Below are 15409 nucleotides of genomic sequence, written 5' to 3'. Positions count from 1 at the left end.
ACGTCTCAATCTTTTGCTCGTACAGATCAAGCGCAAGCAAAAAATCTCCTGTCGCGGGAAGGGTTTGCGGCGATTGGACTTGCCACCGGTCACGTTCTCAGAACATTGTTTGCCCTTGTGAAGCCCTGCGGGTAAGCGGGCCGGTCTGAGTTGCGTGAGAGTTGGATGAGCGTACCTTTCGTCGGAACACCCGTCGCCAGAACGGGCCGACCTGGATCTGACAACAAGCTGCTGCATGGCCCCAACGCGGCCGCGGCGGGCTACAAAAGCGGACTGGCGCTGTGGTACGAGGCACCGGTTCGAGCGGCATCCTTCGACACGGAACGGGACATTTTCCCCTTCCGGAACTTCGGCTCCTATCTTCTTGGCCGCGGAGATCGCGATGAACCGCTGAGCGCCGCGCAGGCACCTCAGGCGTCGAGCCTGTTTTCAGCGCGCGTCGGGGACGTGTCCGATCGCAACCACCCGCTCGGCCAACTTCGCCTTCGCGACCTCGAGCGCCCGGCCAGCGTTCGGGTTCAGTCACCGGACGCGATCGTTCTCGTTATCGATCGCGACGCATGTCCGGGATGGCTGCTCAGCCCCGCGCTCCACGGAGCCAGCATCGACGGAACGCTTGGCCTTGGCCGGATCGTCGCTGAATGCCTCAATGTGATCGCAGACGAAGCCTGGGAGGTCAGCGTCAGCGATGGAATTCTCGCGATCGAGATGCTGTTAAGACTTGCCGAGCGCGCCTTTACGCGACCCGTGGAACCGTCCTCGACAGGGCAAATCGACCTGCCCATGACGAGCCTCCGGTCGAGCGCCGCACAGATTATCGACGAGAACCTGCTCAGCGCTGACCTGAGTATTGAAAGCCTAGTCTCGAATCTAGGCGTGTCCCGATCGACATTGTTCAGAGCTTTCGCCGCGACTGGCGGCGTCCTTTTGCACATCCGTTCAGCCCGGCTTGAGCGCGCTAGACTGGCCTTGATTGCCAGAAGCGGACACAGACCCACGGTCGGCGAAATCGCGCATATGCACGGGTTCGTCAGCGAATCTCATTTTAATCGCGCATTCAAGAAGAAGTTCGGCATTGCCCCAGGCGGCATCGTGAGGGCCGGGAGGATTGACTAAATAGCGGCCGACAGTTTTGGGCCCAGTTCGATCCGCCATTAGACGCGCCAAATAGATCAGGTGTCCCTCTATTGAGGGCACGGGGCCTATAGAGAACGTCGCGGAGAGGGAGCGAAACGCCCGGCAAGGCTGGTAGCATAGGCTCGCTCGAAACCTTCGCTGCTGTTCGTCTGGCCCCTATGAGTCTAAGCGCGATCTTGCGAACCCTTCCCCATAACCGGTCTATCCGAAGGTCTGCCATGGGGATTAGGGGCGTTAGCCCAAGGTCCGCTCGTAACGCCTCCTATAACACTGGCGGAACAGCCAAGGCTGTAGGCCGTTAGGTCTTCGAGACAAGGATTCTGACATGAAACGATCACTGACCCTTACGAGCGCGTTCGCGCTGAGCCTGGCCATCTCAGGTGGAGCGATGGCACAGAACGGCAACGGCAATGGCCGGGCCAACGGAAACGGTGGGGGCAACGGTCAGCACGAACGCGGTGAGGGCAACGGTGGCGGAAATGCAAACCGGGGCGGCGGCAACGATAGCAGGGGCGGCAATAGCGGGCGCGGCAACGACCGCGCCAACCGGCAGGTCGAGGTCCGTATACCCCAAGCCGCGCGCGATATGACGCGGGGCTCAGACCGGATAGAACGCGACGTTCACCGTGAGGTAGAACAGCGGGTTGTCGACAATGGCGCGGTAATTCTGCGCCGTGACGTAAATCGTGGGCTGTTGAACGGTTGCCCGCCCGGGCTCGCCAAGCGTGACAACGGCTGCCTGCCTCCGGGTCAGGCGCGCCAGATCGAGCGGGCCCAGGATCCGTACAATCGCTACAACTACGTGTGGCGCACGCTGGGCGGTGACGGGGACTACCGCTACCGCGATGGCTATGTGTATCGCACTAGCCAACAGGGTGGCCTGCTGGGCTATCTGCCCGTACTGGGCGGGATTCTGTCGCCGGGCAACGCCTGGCCCACGCAGTACGCCTATCAGCGGCCGACCCAATATCTGTCAGATTACTATGGCCTGAACGATGCCGATCAGTACCGCTATGCCGATGGGGTGGTTTACCGCGTCGATCCGCAGACCTCGTCAATCGGTCAGGTCGCGGCACTTCTGACCGGGCAGCAGTTCAATGTCGGACAGCCTCTGCCGGCGGGCTATGATGTCTACAATGTGCCCTACGACTATCGGAACCAGTACGCCGACAGTGCCCAGAGCCAATATCGCTACAATGACGGCTACGTCTATCAAGTCGATCCCACCACCCAGCTGGTGCAGGCCGTCATCCAGCTGCTGACCTGAGGATAGACCTGATGCGCAATGCTAACAGCTGGGCGCTGGTGCCCGTGATGATCCTGAGCCTCGCCGCCTGCAGCGGCGGTGAGGCCGACAACTCAGCAAAGGCCGGCGCGACACCCGCGGCGTCTTCAAAAACCCTGGCCGTCGCCATCGGCGACGAAGGCGACCTCGACTTACTGGCGGCGGTGATTGCCAATGCCGGCCTGTCCGACGTTCTGGAGGGCAAGGGCCCCTACACCGTCTTCGCCCCAGCCAACACCGCGCTGGGCGCGTCGGGCGCGGACCTGTCGGGCGAGGCGATGAAGGCCCAGAGCGCAGCCCTGCTGCGCGCTCACATCGTGCCGGGTGCCATTACCCGCACTGATATTATCGCCGCTATCGAGCGCGGTGGTGGGGGCGGCATTCAAATGCGCACGATGGCGGACGGCCTACTCACCTTCTCCAAAGACGGTGACGTAGTGGTGGTTACGGGAGGCGACGGCGCGGTCGCACGGTTGACGGGCCAAGAAACGGTGGCGTCCAACGGCGTGGTCCAGCCGATCGATGGCGTTCTGGTGCAGGCCAAATAGTTCACGAAGCACCAGCGATACTAAACCGGTGAAATTGCACGTCGAATTGGGTGTGGGCGAAAAGCGGTCAGCGCGAAAAGACTGGCTGACCGACCCATTCGGCAGCTGGGCAGCCTTAAGTGCAGAGATGCCGATGAAGCCTGAGCGACAGAATCCGTTTTGGCCAGAGGTCCCACGCGCGCGGCGTGCTGCCCCAAGCCTGATCGCGGTGGGGGTCATCGTGGCACTGTTCATGGTGGCGGCAATCATTTTGGCGCGAATTTTTGAGGCTGATTGAAAACGAAACAGCCCCGCCTGGAATGATCTAGCCTGTTGGCCAAGCAACCATTGTGGATGTCTCCCTCGCGTCGATATCCGTCAAAGCCACCACGCCGACAGGTTGACCTTCCGCCTGGCGGCGGTCGTTAGTCGGCTAGATGGTGCCTCTATGAACCATGTCGAGACCGACTACCGCCGCTGCGACTATGCTTGAAACCACATAGGCCAAGACGTTGATCTTCCAGGAAAGGCGCAAACGGCGGCTGGCGACGATGGTTGGAATCAGGAGCGCAACGATAACGAGGCCAGGCAACAGCCAAGGCTCAAAGCCCAGCATATCGCTGATCCGCGCTTCGTCATTAAGGTTGAATACGCTGACGCCGGCCGCGATCACTCGCATGAACAGAGCGAAATAAAGAACAGCGTAGGCAAAGAGGCTTTCGCGTCGCACGACGAAGTAGAAGGCGATCAGCGCTGTAATGACGGTAAGAGCCGGTCCCCCGCAGACATCAGCATATGATCACCAGCCGTCATGTGCGAGCCGGGGATCACGCTGTTGATCCCGTATGAAACAGGATAGCCGAGCGCCGCGCCTGCGATCCAATGCGCCGCTTCGTGGATGACGTAGGTCGCTGCGCCGACAAGCGCGAGCCAACCATAAAAGCCAGCGGCGACCGGTCTGATGTTTCGCATGGTTTCGCTCCCTTGTCTCGCTGTTGGGGGAAGTGACCCAGAGATGTCGAGTTACCTTTCGGTCATGGAGGGGAGCGCTGTCTGGGCCACGGCCCATAGATGCGACGTTCCAACACAGGATTCTCGATCAATCCAGTCGCCAGCGGACGGACTACCCGCTAGGCTCCATCAACTGACTTTGAAGGCGGATCAGCCGCCAAGTCCGGAGGATACGAAATGCGTACCATGTTTTTCGCCGCTGTCGCGGCAAGCATGTCATTGACAGCCTGTTCTGAGAATACGGAAGACAAGGCGGCCGCCACGGCTGATAACGCAGGGGCCACAGTTGCTTCTGCTGCGAGTGACACCGCAGCCAATGCAGAGGCCGCTGCCGACAGCACCGCGGCCGCGACCCGCGAGGCGGCTTCTAATGTCGATGCAGCGGCCGGCACTGCGGCTCGGAAAACCGATGCTGCTGTCGATGCCGCAGCCCGAACAGAGTAGGTAGCATAGAACGACGCGCCGGAGACACTAGTCAGGCGCGTCGTTCAATCGTTAGACGGGATACTATGCCCTAGTTGCGGCTATGCTTCAGAGCGCTGATAGTATCGTGATCAGCCTTGATCGACACGTATTCTTCGGCAATGCGCTGGCGGAGCGTGTCGGGAAGATCGGTGTCCTTGGTCGCATCTTCGAACCGGGCCTTGATCACGTCCTCGCCACGCTCGACCTCGTCGATCACGCCGCTGTCGTCACGACCCATGAGTTCGCCTCTGATTTCTGCGAACTTGTTGTGGATGCGACCCAGCAGAGACTGGTCATCCTCGGGCTCGCTACCAAAGCTGCGGACTTCGGCCTGAAGCCGACGGCTGAGTTCTTCACGCTTGCCGGCGCGCTCTGTGAACAGGGTTTTCAGTTCCGGATTGCTGACCCCGTCGGCGGCATGACGATAGCCATTTGCGCTATCCAGCGTCGTCTCGATCAGATCGTTGAGGGTCTTGATGGCGCGATCATTGTCGGTGTGCATTGAGGGTTGTCCGTTGTTGAAGGGACACAGAGAACTATCGATGCTCCGCCATGTTCCCCGAGACGGTTTTCCCCTGTGAATCGAGACAGAGAGTGTGGTGTCGGAAGCAGGTAAAGCCACCTGTCCGGCTAGCGGAATGCCACTGATGGCGAGAGGGCTTCCCTGCAATCAGCCCCTCCAGCCTCACGCTTCAGGTGTTCCCGCAGGATGCGCCTAGGGTTGCGAACATGCCTTGGGGCTATCTCGCGGTTAACTCTAATCGGCCGTCGCGTGGATCGACTAGGCGACGCATTTCTGGAGGCTAGCGAAACGGCTGGAGCCCAGCCAGGTCTGAAAGCTGCTTTCCAGCTCTCGATTGCCGACCACAACCAGTCGACCGTCGTCCATCGCCGCGCCTATCGGTGCGTAGCCCATCCAGACCTCTGTCAGCGTTCTCAGATCCGTCGTGACGTAGAGATCCACATCGTAACCCGGGTCGACCGAGCAGAGATCGACCTCATTCCCAGGCTGAACGAGTAGCCACCAATTGCGCGTCGCGGTCGGGAGATCCCGGTAGATGAATTGGATGGTGCTGCGGCCCGACGGAAGGGGATTGGGATTGATTTTGCGGCGCATATTCCACATCAGAAGTTTCACATCGAGGTGGGCGAGCGTCGCCTGGGTGGTGATCCAGCGGTGCCCCCAGTCACCCATCGCGTCGATGACGGGCTCGATAGCGCGGCCCGCCTCCGTCAAGGAATACTCGTGAAGTTCGATCCCGTCAGCTGCCAGACCTCGCGATACGATGCCGGCACTTTCGAGATCCTTAAGCCTCTTGGACAGCAAGGCGGGCGACATTCTGGGCAGTCCACGGCGTAGATCGTTGAAGCGGGTCGTCCCGCTGAGCAACTCGCTTAGCAGCATCATCGTCCATCGGGAGCAGAGAAGATCTGACGCCATCGCCAAGGGACAGAACTGCCTATGCCCACTGGCCGCCATCACCGTTCCTCTCGAAATGTAAAGCTTGATCTACACCTACGCCGCCGGGTCGAACAGTTCAGATTCTCTACCTGATCGGTACAGTTTCAGAACTTGTTGTCGGCCGGTCCCGTCGTTTAGGCAGATCCAACGGTCGGCGAAATTCGCCTACCGAAACAGGGAGCCTCATCATGAGTACGCAACAGTCCGGGTCGGCAGGGACCACCGCTGTGAACCCCAACAAGATGCTTTGGGAAAAGGGAGACTTTACCCGGATTGCCCAATCGATGCGAGAAAGCGGTGATGCTCTGGTCCATAGCCTAAATGTGGTGCCGGGAATGGCTATTCTGGACCTTGGGTGCGGCGACGGCACCACGGCTCTGCCGGCGGCCGAGCGGGGAGCCAATGTCCTCGGGGTCGACATCGCCGAGAATCTGGTCGCGGCCGGCAATGCTCGGGCAACAGCGGCCGGTCTAACCAACCTGCGTTTCCAGCAGGGCGACGCCTCGGATCTGACGGATCTGGCCGACGAGAGCTTCGACCTGGTTGTCAGCATCTTCGGGGCCATGTTCGCGCCTCGGCCGTTGGCCGTCGCAAAGGAGATGACGCGGGTCACACGCAGCGGCGGCAGGATCGTCATGGGCAACTGGATTCCCGGTGATCCGACCCTGGTCGCACAGGTTCTGAAAACCAGCGCGGCCTACACGCCACCGCCTCCTGAAGGATTCATCAGCCCGATGACCTGGGGGACCGAGGAGACCGTCCGCGAGCGGTTCGAAGCCGCCGGGGTACCCGCCGAGAACATCACCTGCGAACGCGGGACTTACATATTCCGACGCCAGGGTCCGCCGCAGGAGCTTTTACACACCTTCAAGCATTACTACGGGCCGACGATGAATGCCTTCGAGGCTGCCGACAAGGCCGGACGCGCCGATGCGCTTGAAGCCGAACTAATCCGCCTGTTCAGCGCGCACAACCTTGGTGGAGAGAGCGACACCGAAATCCCCGCGACGTTCCTCAGGGTCACAGTGCATAAGCCCTGATAGAACTGGGTCGGCCTTATTCATTGAATGTCGTTGCCAACGTCCGCTGTTGGTCGAGCGTGGCAAAAACCCTGGCCGAATAGCGGCAGCTATTATTCGGGCAACAAACAGGACCGCGTTCCGTTGTTCCACCATGGGCGGCGGGAGAGAAAAAAATGCGCGCGATCTCAATTGGCCTGGTTTTGGCAGCTACTGTAGCAGTGGCCGCCCCTGGAAATGCCCAGTCCCCAGAGGCCGGCTCTCCGACCGTTGTGCGGGCGGGTGACGAAGCCCTGACCTGCGATCAGATGGCTGATGAAGCGGCCACATTGAGTGCCAACATGGGCGAATCTGGCGGAGGCGGATTGCTGGGGAGGATCGTGGGCGTCGCGCGTGTCGGAGCGGCGATGGCTGTGCCGGCGGCAGGCTTGGCAATGGCGGGGGCCGATGCGTTGGCCGCATCAAGCAGAGAGCGTCAGGATGCCAAGGCCGATGGTGAAAGGGACCGCTGGAACTACCTGAACGGCCTGTATGCTGGAAAGGGCTGCGGCGAACCCCAAGAGGCTGTCATTGTACCCACACCGGCAACCGCCCCGGTGGCGCAAGATCCGCTTCCGGCCGTCCGACCTCGGATACGACCCGGCTCTTTGCCCAACTAGCCAAAGCTTCCCGACACAACGGTTGGGCTGGCAGTGGTTGTTCGTGAACAGTGTGCTTTGGGGTCTGAGGTCACGAGGCGACGACCTGGTGCGTAGCATCCCGAAACAGGCCGGGACCGAGTACGTCGCCTTTCCAAGGCTGGCCGGCCCGCACACTATGACAGTGTCCTGGTCGTGAGGTTTTGACACCTGACCTCCGTACTAGCTACAAAAAGCCGATGGCAAAAGACACTGAAGAGACTCAGCTCGACGTGGCGGTCGTCCCTCACGCGCTAGGACAAACTCGGTCAGAGCACATGGACGAAAAGGTCGTGAGGAAGGTCGCGAGGGCGTGGCAGACACGAAAAGCGACCTCTCAGGATTGAGACGCCAAGCGGCCAGCAATGCTGGATCATGGCTGACCTCTTCGGCCGCTCCAAAAATCGCATACCGTCCGGAGCCGCACGACGCTCACCAATATTTAGCCCAAAGACCCCACCACTTGGATTTGCCGGGTAACCTGCCCCGATGCTCTGTCACGCTCTTTGTGCACTCGCCGTCCTTGCCCCGGCGTCGACCACCGATCCCCTCGTTGGTCGCGCGTCGGTCATCGATGGTGACACGGTCGAGATCCGCGGCCGGCGGATTCGGTTGTGGGGCATCGATGCGCCTGAAAGGCGGCAGACCTGTACCAAAGACGGGGAGATCTACCGGTGTGGACAAGCCAGCGCGACCAACCTCACAGACCTGGTGCAGAACTATCCAGTGACCTGCGTACCCAAGGCGCGCCCTGATCGCTACCGGAGGATCATCGCAACCTGCACAGTCACCGTTCCCCCTGGAGAAGGTCCCGGACAACTGGCCGGGTCATCCAACACCCATGATCTGGGCGCGTGGCAGGTGTTGTCGGGATATGCGCAGGATTGGCCCCTCTACTCCGGTGGTGCCTACCTGATCCATGAAGCCCTGGCTGAAGAGCACGAAGCTGGCATGTGGTCTGGAGAGTTCCAAAAGCCTTGGGAGTGGCGCTGCAGGTGAGTTACCCCATCACGCCAGACAGCCGGTACTTCGTTGTTCGCAGCCGCCTATGGCGCACCTCACGGCCTGACTTGGATCCTGGAGAGCGCCAGCACCGGGTCGATGAGCTGATGTCGGCAAGAAGGGCCGTCAGGACGGCTAAGGAAACAGGCGGAGGGATGGCTGATGCCCGACGCAGAGTGAACAGTACCAAGGTCGCTCTGGGTGAGCGAGGACCAGTCTGGTGGGATGACGGCGCACCAGACCTCAACCGTCATTTGGCGAAGAACACCGTCTATGCAGAGTGGTTCGAGGCCTTGGTGTAACGTGCCTTCGGAGTGGAGGGGGAAATAAGCCTCTGGTATGGTCGCTGAGTAATAAGCCGCATCTGCCTCCCAATGGTCAAAACAGCAGAACGCCGGCCCCCGTGAGAAGCCGGCGTCTGTCGTTCAGTGCGCGTTCTATGAGCGGGGCGCAGGTGCCAGCTCAACGTGCGCGGGGTTAGGCGTCAGGTCGAGCATCGCGCCCGAACCCGCATCTGTCTGCTCTCACAAGCGATCTAGCCACCACAGGAGCGGCGCTTACCGCCTTGGTTGCCCCCAGATGGCCAGGACCAGCAACCCTTTCCGATACTTTGCCAACTCGCGGGAGGCGATCCGGACGGCGATAATGGACGTCAAGTATCCGCTGTCTTTGCGGAACGTAGAAAGAATACTCGAAGCGCGACATCACCGTTTGATTGACCACCCGGCGTCCCGCGCCCGTGCCTCGACCGCGCCGTCCGCAGTCCCGCCCTCAATCAGCGCATCTACCGCCGCCAGTACGGGCTCGGGGGTGTCGACGGACGCCGTTCGCACGTCGCCGTCCTTCGTCAGGGGAGCCAGGACATTGATCCCCCAGCCGGCCCCGCTGCGGCAGGCCAACCCAGCCACCCCAGCCTGGCCCGCACGGAAGGTGCGGCACCAGCGGCCATCGGCGTCCTGAAACGTCAGGCCTACAGCCCGGCCCTGAGGATCGTCACCCTCGGCCGCCAGCCGCTCGTCCAGCACATGGACAAGGCTACCGTCGATGATCGTTCCGTTGCGGCCTACAGTCACAGCACCGGAGTCGCCGTAAGACATCAGCGGCCCGACCAGCACCCCGCCGAAGAAGGCCGCGGTCGCCAGTCCGCCCCACAGCGCCGCACGGCGCGGCGCGAACGCCTCGGTCAGGACTGACGCGAACCGCGCGGTCAGACCCGGCGAACTCGGCGGACCCGCCCGAATCAACCGCGCCAGATCGCGATCACGAGGGTCGGACACGATGGGGAACGCGTCCCGAACGACGCCGCGCAGCCGCGCCGCGACCGCCAATCGCGCTGCAAGCGCCGGATCCGCTGCAGCCGCCGCGTCGATCGCCGCAGCTTGGTCGGGCGACAGATCGCCGTCGATCCGGCGCATCAGGATGTCGTCGTCGTATCGGGTCATCCCGTTATCCCTTGTTCGGCCAAGACTTGAATCAGGGTCTGGCGGCCGCGGACCAGGCGGCTGGTCAGTGTTCCGGCCGGAACGCCCAGAACCTGAGCCGCCTCGGCGTAGGAGAGGCCTTCGATCAGAACCAAGGCGACCGCGTGTTTCTGGTCGTCAGGCAGGGCGTGGATCGCGTCGCGCACTGCCCAGGCATCAGCGATCAGGGCCTCATCCGCCCGGCCTGTGTCGGCCACACGTGCGGTGGCGTCGTCCTCTGGCGTGACCACCCGGCCCCAACGCTGGGCCGAGCGCCCCTCGTCTATGGCGATACGTCTCATGATGGTGAAGGTCCAGCTGTCGAGCCGCGTTCCGACCCGGAACCGTGCGCGCGAAGCCAGCGCCCGCTCGACCGTCTGCTGGACCAGATCTTGCGCCTGCGCATCCTGGGACTGCAGCACCCGAGCAAAGCGGCGAAGGCGCGGGAGAAGCTCCACAAGCCCCGTTTGAAAATCGTCCAAGCGTCTGCCTCGTCCATGGGGATGAAACGAGCGGCCCCGGTCGTTTCATCCATCGCATACGCACGCCGAACGCGCTTTTATGCAAGCACCCGATTGGAGAGGCCTCTTGCGTTCACCCATACCCATCGCCGGATGGATCGCCATCGCCGCTATGGCTGTCGCAGCGCCCGCAGTGGCGCAAATCGCCCTGCCAGGCGGAGGCGGCCTGGCGCAGGTCCTGCCCCGAGTGACCGATCGGCTGCCGCTGGGAGAGGGCCGGCTTGATGGCTTGGCGGGCGAACTGATCGATACGGCGCTTAAGGCCCCGGAACGGCTGGGTCGGCTTGTGCGCCAATCGCGCGGTGCCCTACAGGCAGACCCCGAAGGCTGGCCGGTGGTGTCAGATGAAATCGTGGTCGTCGGCCTGAGCGATGCGGCCCGCGCCCGGGCCTTTTCAGCCGGTTTCACGGTCGTTAGAGAGGATCGGCTGGAGGCTTTGAATCTTTCCTCCGTTGTCTTTGCCCCGCCACGCCGCCAGCCTCTGCACCGCGCCCTGCGCCGTCTGCGCGAGATCGCGCCCGGCGCGGAGGCGACCCTTAATCACGTCTACGCCCCAGCAGGGATGGCAACCGCCACCGCAAACCCGCCGGCGGCTCCCCTGCTCACCTCAACCGCACAAAGCGGCATCGCCCGCCTCGGCCTCATCGATACAGGCGTTGAAGCAACGCATCCGGCCCTTGCGGGATCAAGCATCGAGCAGCGGGGGTTCGCGGGGCCGGCTCGGATGGGCAGTCACGGCACTGCAGTCGCCTCACTTATGGTCGGCCGCTTCGGCGCGTTTCGAGGTGGGGATCCCGGCGCGGCCCTGAAGATCGCCGATATTTACGGCGGCCGACCAGCAGGCGGATCTTCGACCGCTTTGGCCGAGGCCCTGGCCTGGATGGTGGAACAACGCGTCCTGGTCGTGAACGTCAGCCTGGTCGGACCACGCAACATCTTGGTGGAACGGGCCGTTGCCGCAGCCCAGTTGAGGGGCGTCATTGTAGTCGCTGCAGCAGGCAACGACGGCCCGGCTGCTCCACCTCTTTATCCCGCCGCCTATCCAGGCGTCATCGGAGTGACGGGCCTTGGTGGCCGAGACCGGCCCTTGCCTGAAGCCGCCAGAGGCTCACAGGTCGACTTCGCTGCCCCAGGTGCCGACATGGCCGCAGCGGGAGCCGCTGGGAGCTGGATAACGGTGCGTGGCACCTCGTTCGCGTCGCCCTTGGTCGCGGGATTGATCGCACATGAGGGAGGCGGGGTCGCCGGAGTTGAAATCGTCGCTCGAAGCGCACGCGACCTGGGAACCCCTGGTACGGATCCCGTCTATGGGCGGGGCATGGTCGCCGGCGACCGCCGTGTCGCACCCGCGGCTATGGGCGCACGCGGCCGTTTGTAGAAAAAGTTTGGGCCGCTGGATGATACCCGCCAGGCCGGTCGTTGGACCTGTGAGGGCGCATCGCCCGCAACTTTGACGCAGGAGACATCAAGATGAAATCGGCTCTGATGACCGCGACGATTGCCGCAGCCCTAGTTCTGGCAAGCACCTCCCAAGCCCAGATTCTCGGCGGCGGGGGTGGCCTGACTGGCGCTCTGGGTGGAGGCCTGGGCAACGGTCTGGGCGGCACCCTCGGCGCGAGTGGCGGGCTGACCGGCTCGCTGGACGGCTCAATGATCCGGGACCGGGCGACCGGTGCAGTTTCCGGGGTACAGACCCGGGCTCAGCGCGCTCAAGCGCGCGCCACGGCGGCGGCTGAGCGGACCCGGGCCCGCGGAGCGGGGGCCTTGTCGACTATGGAGGGTCTGGCGTCCTCGAGCACTGCTGCAGCCTCGGGCTCGACGTCTGGAATGACCTCGAGCTCCAACGGGCAATCCTCGGGCGAAGCAACCAGCGCGTCCAGTGGTGCGGGCTGGCCCGGTGAAAACGGTCTGTTGATTTCCGGGTCCGCCGATGGTTCGGGCGGCCTGATGCGGACCGCGCCCACTGCGAGTGAATCTAACAACGACGCTGCGCCGCCCGCCAACCGCAGCGCTTCCAGTGACACTGCGGCAAGCAACTCGGCCACTGCAAGTCGGCACGGCGTTTCAGCCTCTTTGGCGACCAACGCTTCGGGTCGTGCCGGTAGCGTTCAGTAATCGAACGACATTGCGCAATGGTGGCTAGGGCCAGCCAACATGCCCTCCGCCCCGTCAGCTTTTCTGGCGGGGCGGTAGCGATCGTGTAGGTCGCAAGGGCCAAGAGAGGCAGCCGCCATCATCGGGCGTGATAAGGAAGGGCTGCCTGCCTCATCCGTCACGCTCAGACAGGTCGGGGCATCTTTCGCCTTTTCGGAGCGAACATAGCGCCAAGCTATGATCAGGGCATGCCAGATGGAGCTCCGCAGGACTGGCTTGCGTTTGCCCACCATCAGGACTGTGCAAACGGTATCCGAAGGCCTGCCCACTCAGACCAATCCAGGTGCTGGCACGCTACGTCACTGAGATGTCCCTTCCGGATGATCATCGTTGCCTGAGCTGGCGCTGGCCTCGGGTTCGATTGGTCCCCCTAGAGGAACCTCCGGCGCTGCAATCTCGGCGCGATCGAGCCGATGGATCGCGGCGGCGAGTTTGTGGCGCATCTGGGCGGGGCGTCGCCACGGTCTCAGGCTGTCCGCCGCCGAGATAGGGTCACCCAGGTGGTGCATCGCGATGAAGTTGGACAAGGCCCCATGGGAGCGCGAGCGCAGAGGTTGCAGGCGCACTCGTCCCTTAGCTCGAAGAACTTCAATCCCTCCACCCAGGCTTCCCGCATGGCTGACGGCGTCTCCCACTTCGTCGCCTTCGCACCCCAGCCAGTGGGCTACCAGACGATCGCGAAATTGGGACACGCAGGCGCGACCGTTCCCGTCCGCGGCTTTCCCTCCGTCCAGCGTCAAATCGCACTCAGTATCAAACCCCTCCGAACGATTGTTGACGTTGCTGGAGCCGACCCGGACGTAGCGGTCGTCGATGACGGCGAGCTTCGCGTGAACGATGATGATCTGATCGTTGGCCGTAACCGGACTGTAAGCCCTAAATCGCCCATACCCATCGGCGTCCTCGAGCCGCTTCAGGAACACCGATCGAGTCTTGTCCATCGTCATCTGATCGAACCAGCTTGGTGAGTGCTGGGTCGAAACAAGTACCACCTCGGGACCGTCCGGTTCCCCGAGCCGCTGGGCCAGCGCTTCGGCGACAATTGGAGATGTGAAATACTGGTTTTCGAGGTAAATCGTCGACTTTGCCGAGGCTATGGCGGCAAGGGTCGCGGTCTCGCCCTCCCGGACTTCCGGATAGTCGCGCCATGGTGCCTGGGTCCTGGAAAGTCCAACCGGAACGTCTCGAAAGTCAGGCACGACACCGGCGGGCCAGGCGTCGTGGGCTACCGGCAAGGTCAGGGGAAGCGCCAACTCGGTTGCTCGCTTCCAGCGGTCACGGAATAGTTGGCCCAAGCTGACGGCCGGCGGTCCATCGACCATGGCCATCACCTCGTGGCGACAGTCATAGCAGGGCGAACCTCGCTGGGATTTGGCGCGCCGCGGATCGGGATGGAGGTGTTCGGGGCTGTCCCAGCGATCCGGTCCGATGTCGCAACTGCCGCAAAAGGCGACGGAGTCATCTACGATGACTGCTTTCTGGTGGTGCGATGCCCCCAGGGGCAAAGTCCCATCCAAACGAAAGTCGACACGCGTCCCCGCGAAGAACCGGTGGCTGCGCAGTGGAAAGAATCTCTGCGTCGCCGCCACGGGAAGTGGCGATTTCCAGCAGAGGATACGGATATCGAGTTCCGGCCTGAGCTCCGACATCGACCTCAGGAATCTACCTATGGATTCCGGCTCGGAGTCGGGTCCGTCCGGCGCATGGTCTAGGACTGTATCCGGGTCAAAAGCCCAGTTGAGGAAGTGGATCGTGCGCGTGGCCCGGAGCATGGCTCCCTTGGCGGCAGCCAAATAGGGTTCCATATCCAACAGCAACGTAGCCCGGGGTGCCCTCTCCACGCGCCAGCAGGTCGATCCAGCTTCCAGCATGTCGTTCATTTTCCTTGCTTGCTGTCTGTTTTACTTTGCAACCGTGGAGCACCCGGCTTACGCGCCGCCAGGCGAAAAGGCACGGGCCCCAGCCCACGTGTCCAACGTGCAAGTCAATCACCACATTCACGATTGCCTCGGCTGCCAGTGCCAGCTGAGCCAAACACACCGTTCGACATGCCTGCGCGCTAGCGGTTATTCTTTCGAATGACCAATCCCAGGGCACGCGATATCGATCTTTTAACGCTGGCGCTCGACTCCTTGCTCGACGCCGTGGTGGTTATCGATCGTCACGGCGACGTTCTCGCCTGGAACCCCATCGCCGAGGCGACTTTTGGGTGGACCGCCTCGGAAGCAGTAGGTCATTCCATGAGCGACCTAATCGTCCCGCCCCATCACCGGGAGGGCCATTCCCAAGGTATGGCGCGCTTCCTGAACACTGGGATCGCCCATGTGATTGGTCGACGAATCGAGATTTCCGCCGTCGATCGGGGCGACCGCGAGTTTCCAATCGAACTGTCGATCGTGGCTCTACAGCTGGATGACGAGACTGTTTTTATCGGGTTTCTGCGGGATATCTCTGCACGGGTCGCGGCTGAGGCGAGAGATCGTTTCATGCTGGAACTTACGGAACTGCTCCGCCTGCCCAACACGACCGCGACCCTACAGGGCGCGTGTCAGCTGTTAGGCGCCCATTTTGGCGTGAGCCGAGTGGGCTACGGGCACCTAGATCCGGTGGACAACACCTTCGATTACGACGTTTGCTGGACAGACGGCCAAGTTCCTCCGTTGCTGGGCCGGTTTCCGGCGTAGGCCTT

Annotated in this window: 16 protein-coding genes; 9 read left to right on the top strand and 7 right to left on the bottom strand. The window is 62.4% G+C overall.

The genetic code is table 11. The annotated features are described in order from the left end of the window. The first annotated feature begins 165 nt into the window (after positions 1 to 165). From O5K39_RS10030 to O5K39_RS10015, 4 genes are all read left to right on the top strand, one after another. Entirely contained in the window at positions 166 to 1116 is a 951-nt protein-coding gene (locus O5K39_RS10030; protein ID WP_271143489.1) for a helix-turn-helix transcriptional regulator, read from the top strand. A 346-nt stretch (positions 1117 to 1462) separates the two neighbouring features. After that, the gene (locus O5K39_RS10025; RefSeq protein WP_271143488.1) at positions 1463 to 2404 is read left to right on the top strand and encodes a hypothetical protein; all 942 of its coding nucleotides are present in this window, start codon (positions 1463 to 1465) and stop codon (positions 2402 to 2404) included. 11 nt (positions 2405 to 2415) lie between these two features. Then, the gene (locus O5K39_RS10020) at positions 2416 to 2970 is read left to right on the top strand and encodes a fasciclin domain-containing protein (protein ID WP_271143487.1); all 555 of its coding nucleotides are present in this window, start codon (positions 2416 to 2418) and stop codon (positions 2968 to 2970) included. Positions 2971 to 2998: 28 nt separating this feature from the next. Then, the gene (locus O5K39_RS10015) at positions 2999 to 3247 is read left to right on the top strand and encodes a hypothetical protein (RefSeq protein WP_271143486.1); all 249 of its coding nucleotides are present in this window, start codon (positions 2999 to 3001) and stop codon (positions 3245 to 3247) included. A gap of 135 nt (positions 3248 to 3382) precedes the next feature. On the opposite strand, the gene O5K39_RS10010 is transcribed toward O5K39_RS10015, so the two are convergent. Continuing rightward, a complete protein-coding gene (locus tag O5K39_RS10010; RefSeq protein WP_271143485.1) occupies positions 3383 to 3679 on the bottom strand; it encodes a hypothetical protein in 297 nt (98 codons plus the stop codon). Positions 3680 to 3696: 17 nt separating this feature from the next. Beyond that, positions 3697 to 3921: a hypothetical protein gene (locus tag O5K39_RS10005; RefSeq protein ID WP_271143484.1), complete on the bottom strand. Its 225-nt coding sequence runs from the start codon at positions 3919 to 3921 to the stop codon at positions 3697 to 3699. 216 nt (positions 3922 to 4137) lie between these two features. On the opposite strand from O5K39_RS10005, the gene O5K39_RS10000 reads away from it, so the two are divergent. Beyond that, positions 4138 to 4404 carry a hypothetical protein gene (locus O5K39_RS10000; protein ID WP_271143483.1) on the top strand — a complete coding sequence of 89 codons (267 nt, stop codon included), beginning with the start codon at positions 4138 to 4140 and terminating at the stop codon, positions 4402 to 4404. A 70-nt stretch (positions 4405 to 4474) separates the two neighbouring features. Here the strand turns inward: O5K39_RS10000 and O5K39_RS09995 are convergent, their stop codons facing one another. Further along, positions 4475 to 4927 carry a PA2169 family four-helix-bundle protein gene (locus O5K39_RS09995; protein ID WP_271143482.1) on the bottom strand — a complete coding sequence of 151 codons (453 nt, stop codon included), beginning with the start codon at positions 4925 to 4927 and terminating at the stop codon, positions 4475 to 4477. Between the two features lie 279 nt (positions 4928 to 5206). Then, entirely contained in the window at positions 5207 to 5866 is a 660-nt protein-coding gene (locus O5K39_RS09990) for a helix-turn-helix domain-containing protein (RefSeq protein ID WP_271147136.1), read from the bottom strand. Positions 5867 to 6114: 248 nt separating this feature from the next. Between O5K39_RS09990 and O5K39_RS09985 the strand changes: the two genes are divergently transcribed. Both O5K39_RS09985 and O5K39_RS09980 read left to right on the top strand, forming a co-directional pair. After that, positions 6115 to 6927 (top strand): class I SAM-dependent methyltransferase, encoded by an 813-nt coding sequence (locus O5K39_RS09985; protein WP_271143481.1) that lies wholly within the window; start codon positions 6115 to 6117, stop codon positions 6925 to 6927. Positions 6928 to 8072: 1145 nt separating this feature from the next. Next, a complete protein-coding gene (locus O5K39_RS09980) occupies positions 8073 to 8582 on the top strand; it encodes a thermonuclease family protein (RefSeq protein ID WP_271143480.1) in 510 nt (169 codons plus the stop codon). A 707-nt stretch (positions 8583 to 9289) separates the two neighbouring features. Here O5K39_RS09980 and O5K39_RS09975 read toward each other — a convergent pair. Together O5K39_RS09975 and O5K39_RS09970 are read right to left on the bottom strand one after the other, a co-directional pair. Then, on the bottom strand, positions 9290 to 10027 hold the full coding sequence (locus O5K39_RS09975) for a hypothetical protein (RefSeq protein ID WP_271143479.1): 738 nt from the start codon (positions 10025 to 10027) through the stop codon (positions 9290 to 9292). Next, positions 10024 to 10527 (bottom strand): RNA polymerase sigma factor, encoded by a 504-nt coding sequence (locus tag O5K39_RS09970; RefSeq protein ID WP_271143478.1) that lies wholly within the window; start codon positions 10525 to 10527, stop codon positions 10024 to 10026. The genes O5K39_RS09975 and O5K39_RS09970 overlap by 4 nt, the downstream gene beginning before the upstream one ends. Positions 10528 to 10633: 106 nt before the next feature. Here O5K39_RS09970 and O5K39_RS09965 point away from each other — a divergent pair, with 106 nt between their 5' ends. After that, positions 10634 to 11944 (top strand): S8 family serine peptidase, encoded by a 1311-nt coding sequence (locus O5K39_RS09965; RefSeq protein WP_271143477.1) that lies wholly within the window; start codon positions 10634 to 10636, stop codon positions 11942 to 11944. A gap of 1075 nt (positions 11945 to 13019) precedes the next feature. Here the strand turns inward: O5K39_RS09965 and O5K39_RS09960 are convergent. Further along, the gene (locus O5K39_RS09960) at positions 13020 to 14600 is read right to left on the bottom strand and encodes a phospholipase D-like domain-containing protein (RefSeq protein ID WP_271143476.1); all 1581 of its coding nucleotides are present in this window, start codon (positions 14598 to 14600) and stop codon (positions 13020 to 13022) included. Between the two features lie 198 nt (positions 14601 to 14798). Between O5K39_RS09960 and O5K39_RS09955 the strand changes: the two genes are divergently transcribed. Continuing rightward, the gene (locus tag O5K39_RS09955; protein WP_271143475.1) at positions 14799 to 15404 is read left to right on the top strand and encodes a PAS domain S-box protein; all 606 of its coding nucleotides are present in this window, start codon (positions 14799 to 14801) and stop codon (positions 15402 to 15404) included. Positions 15405 to 15409 lie beyond the last annotated feature (5 nt).

The sequence above is a fragment of the Brevundimonas sp. NIBR10 genome (assembly GCF_027912515.1).
GTDB lineage: Bacteria > Pseudomonadota > Alphaproteobacteria > Caulobacterales > Caulobacteraceae > Brevundimonas.
The sequence above is the reverse complement of the archived record's forward strand: the minus strand, read 5'-3'. Positions and strand labels throughout refer to the sequence as shown.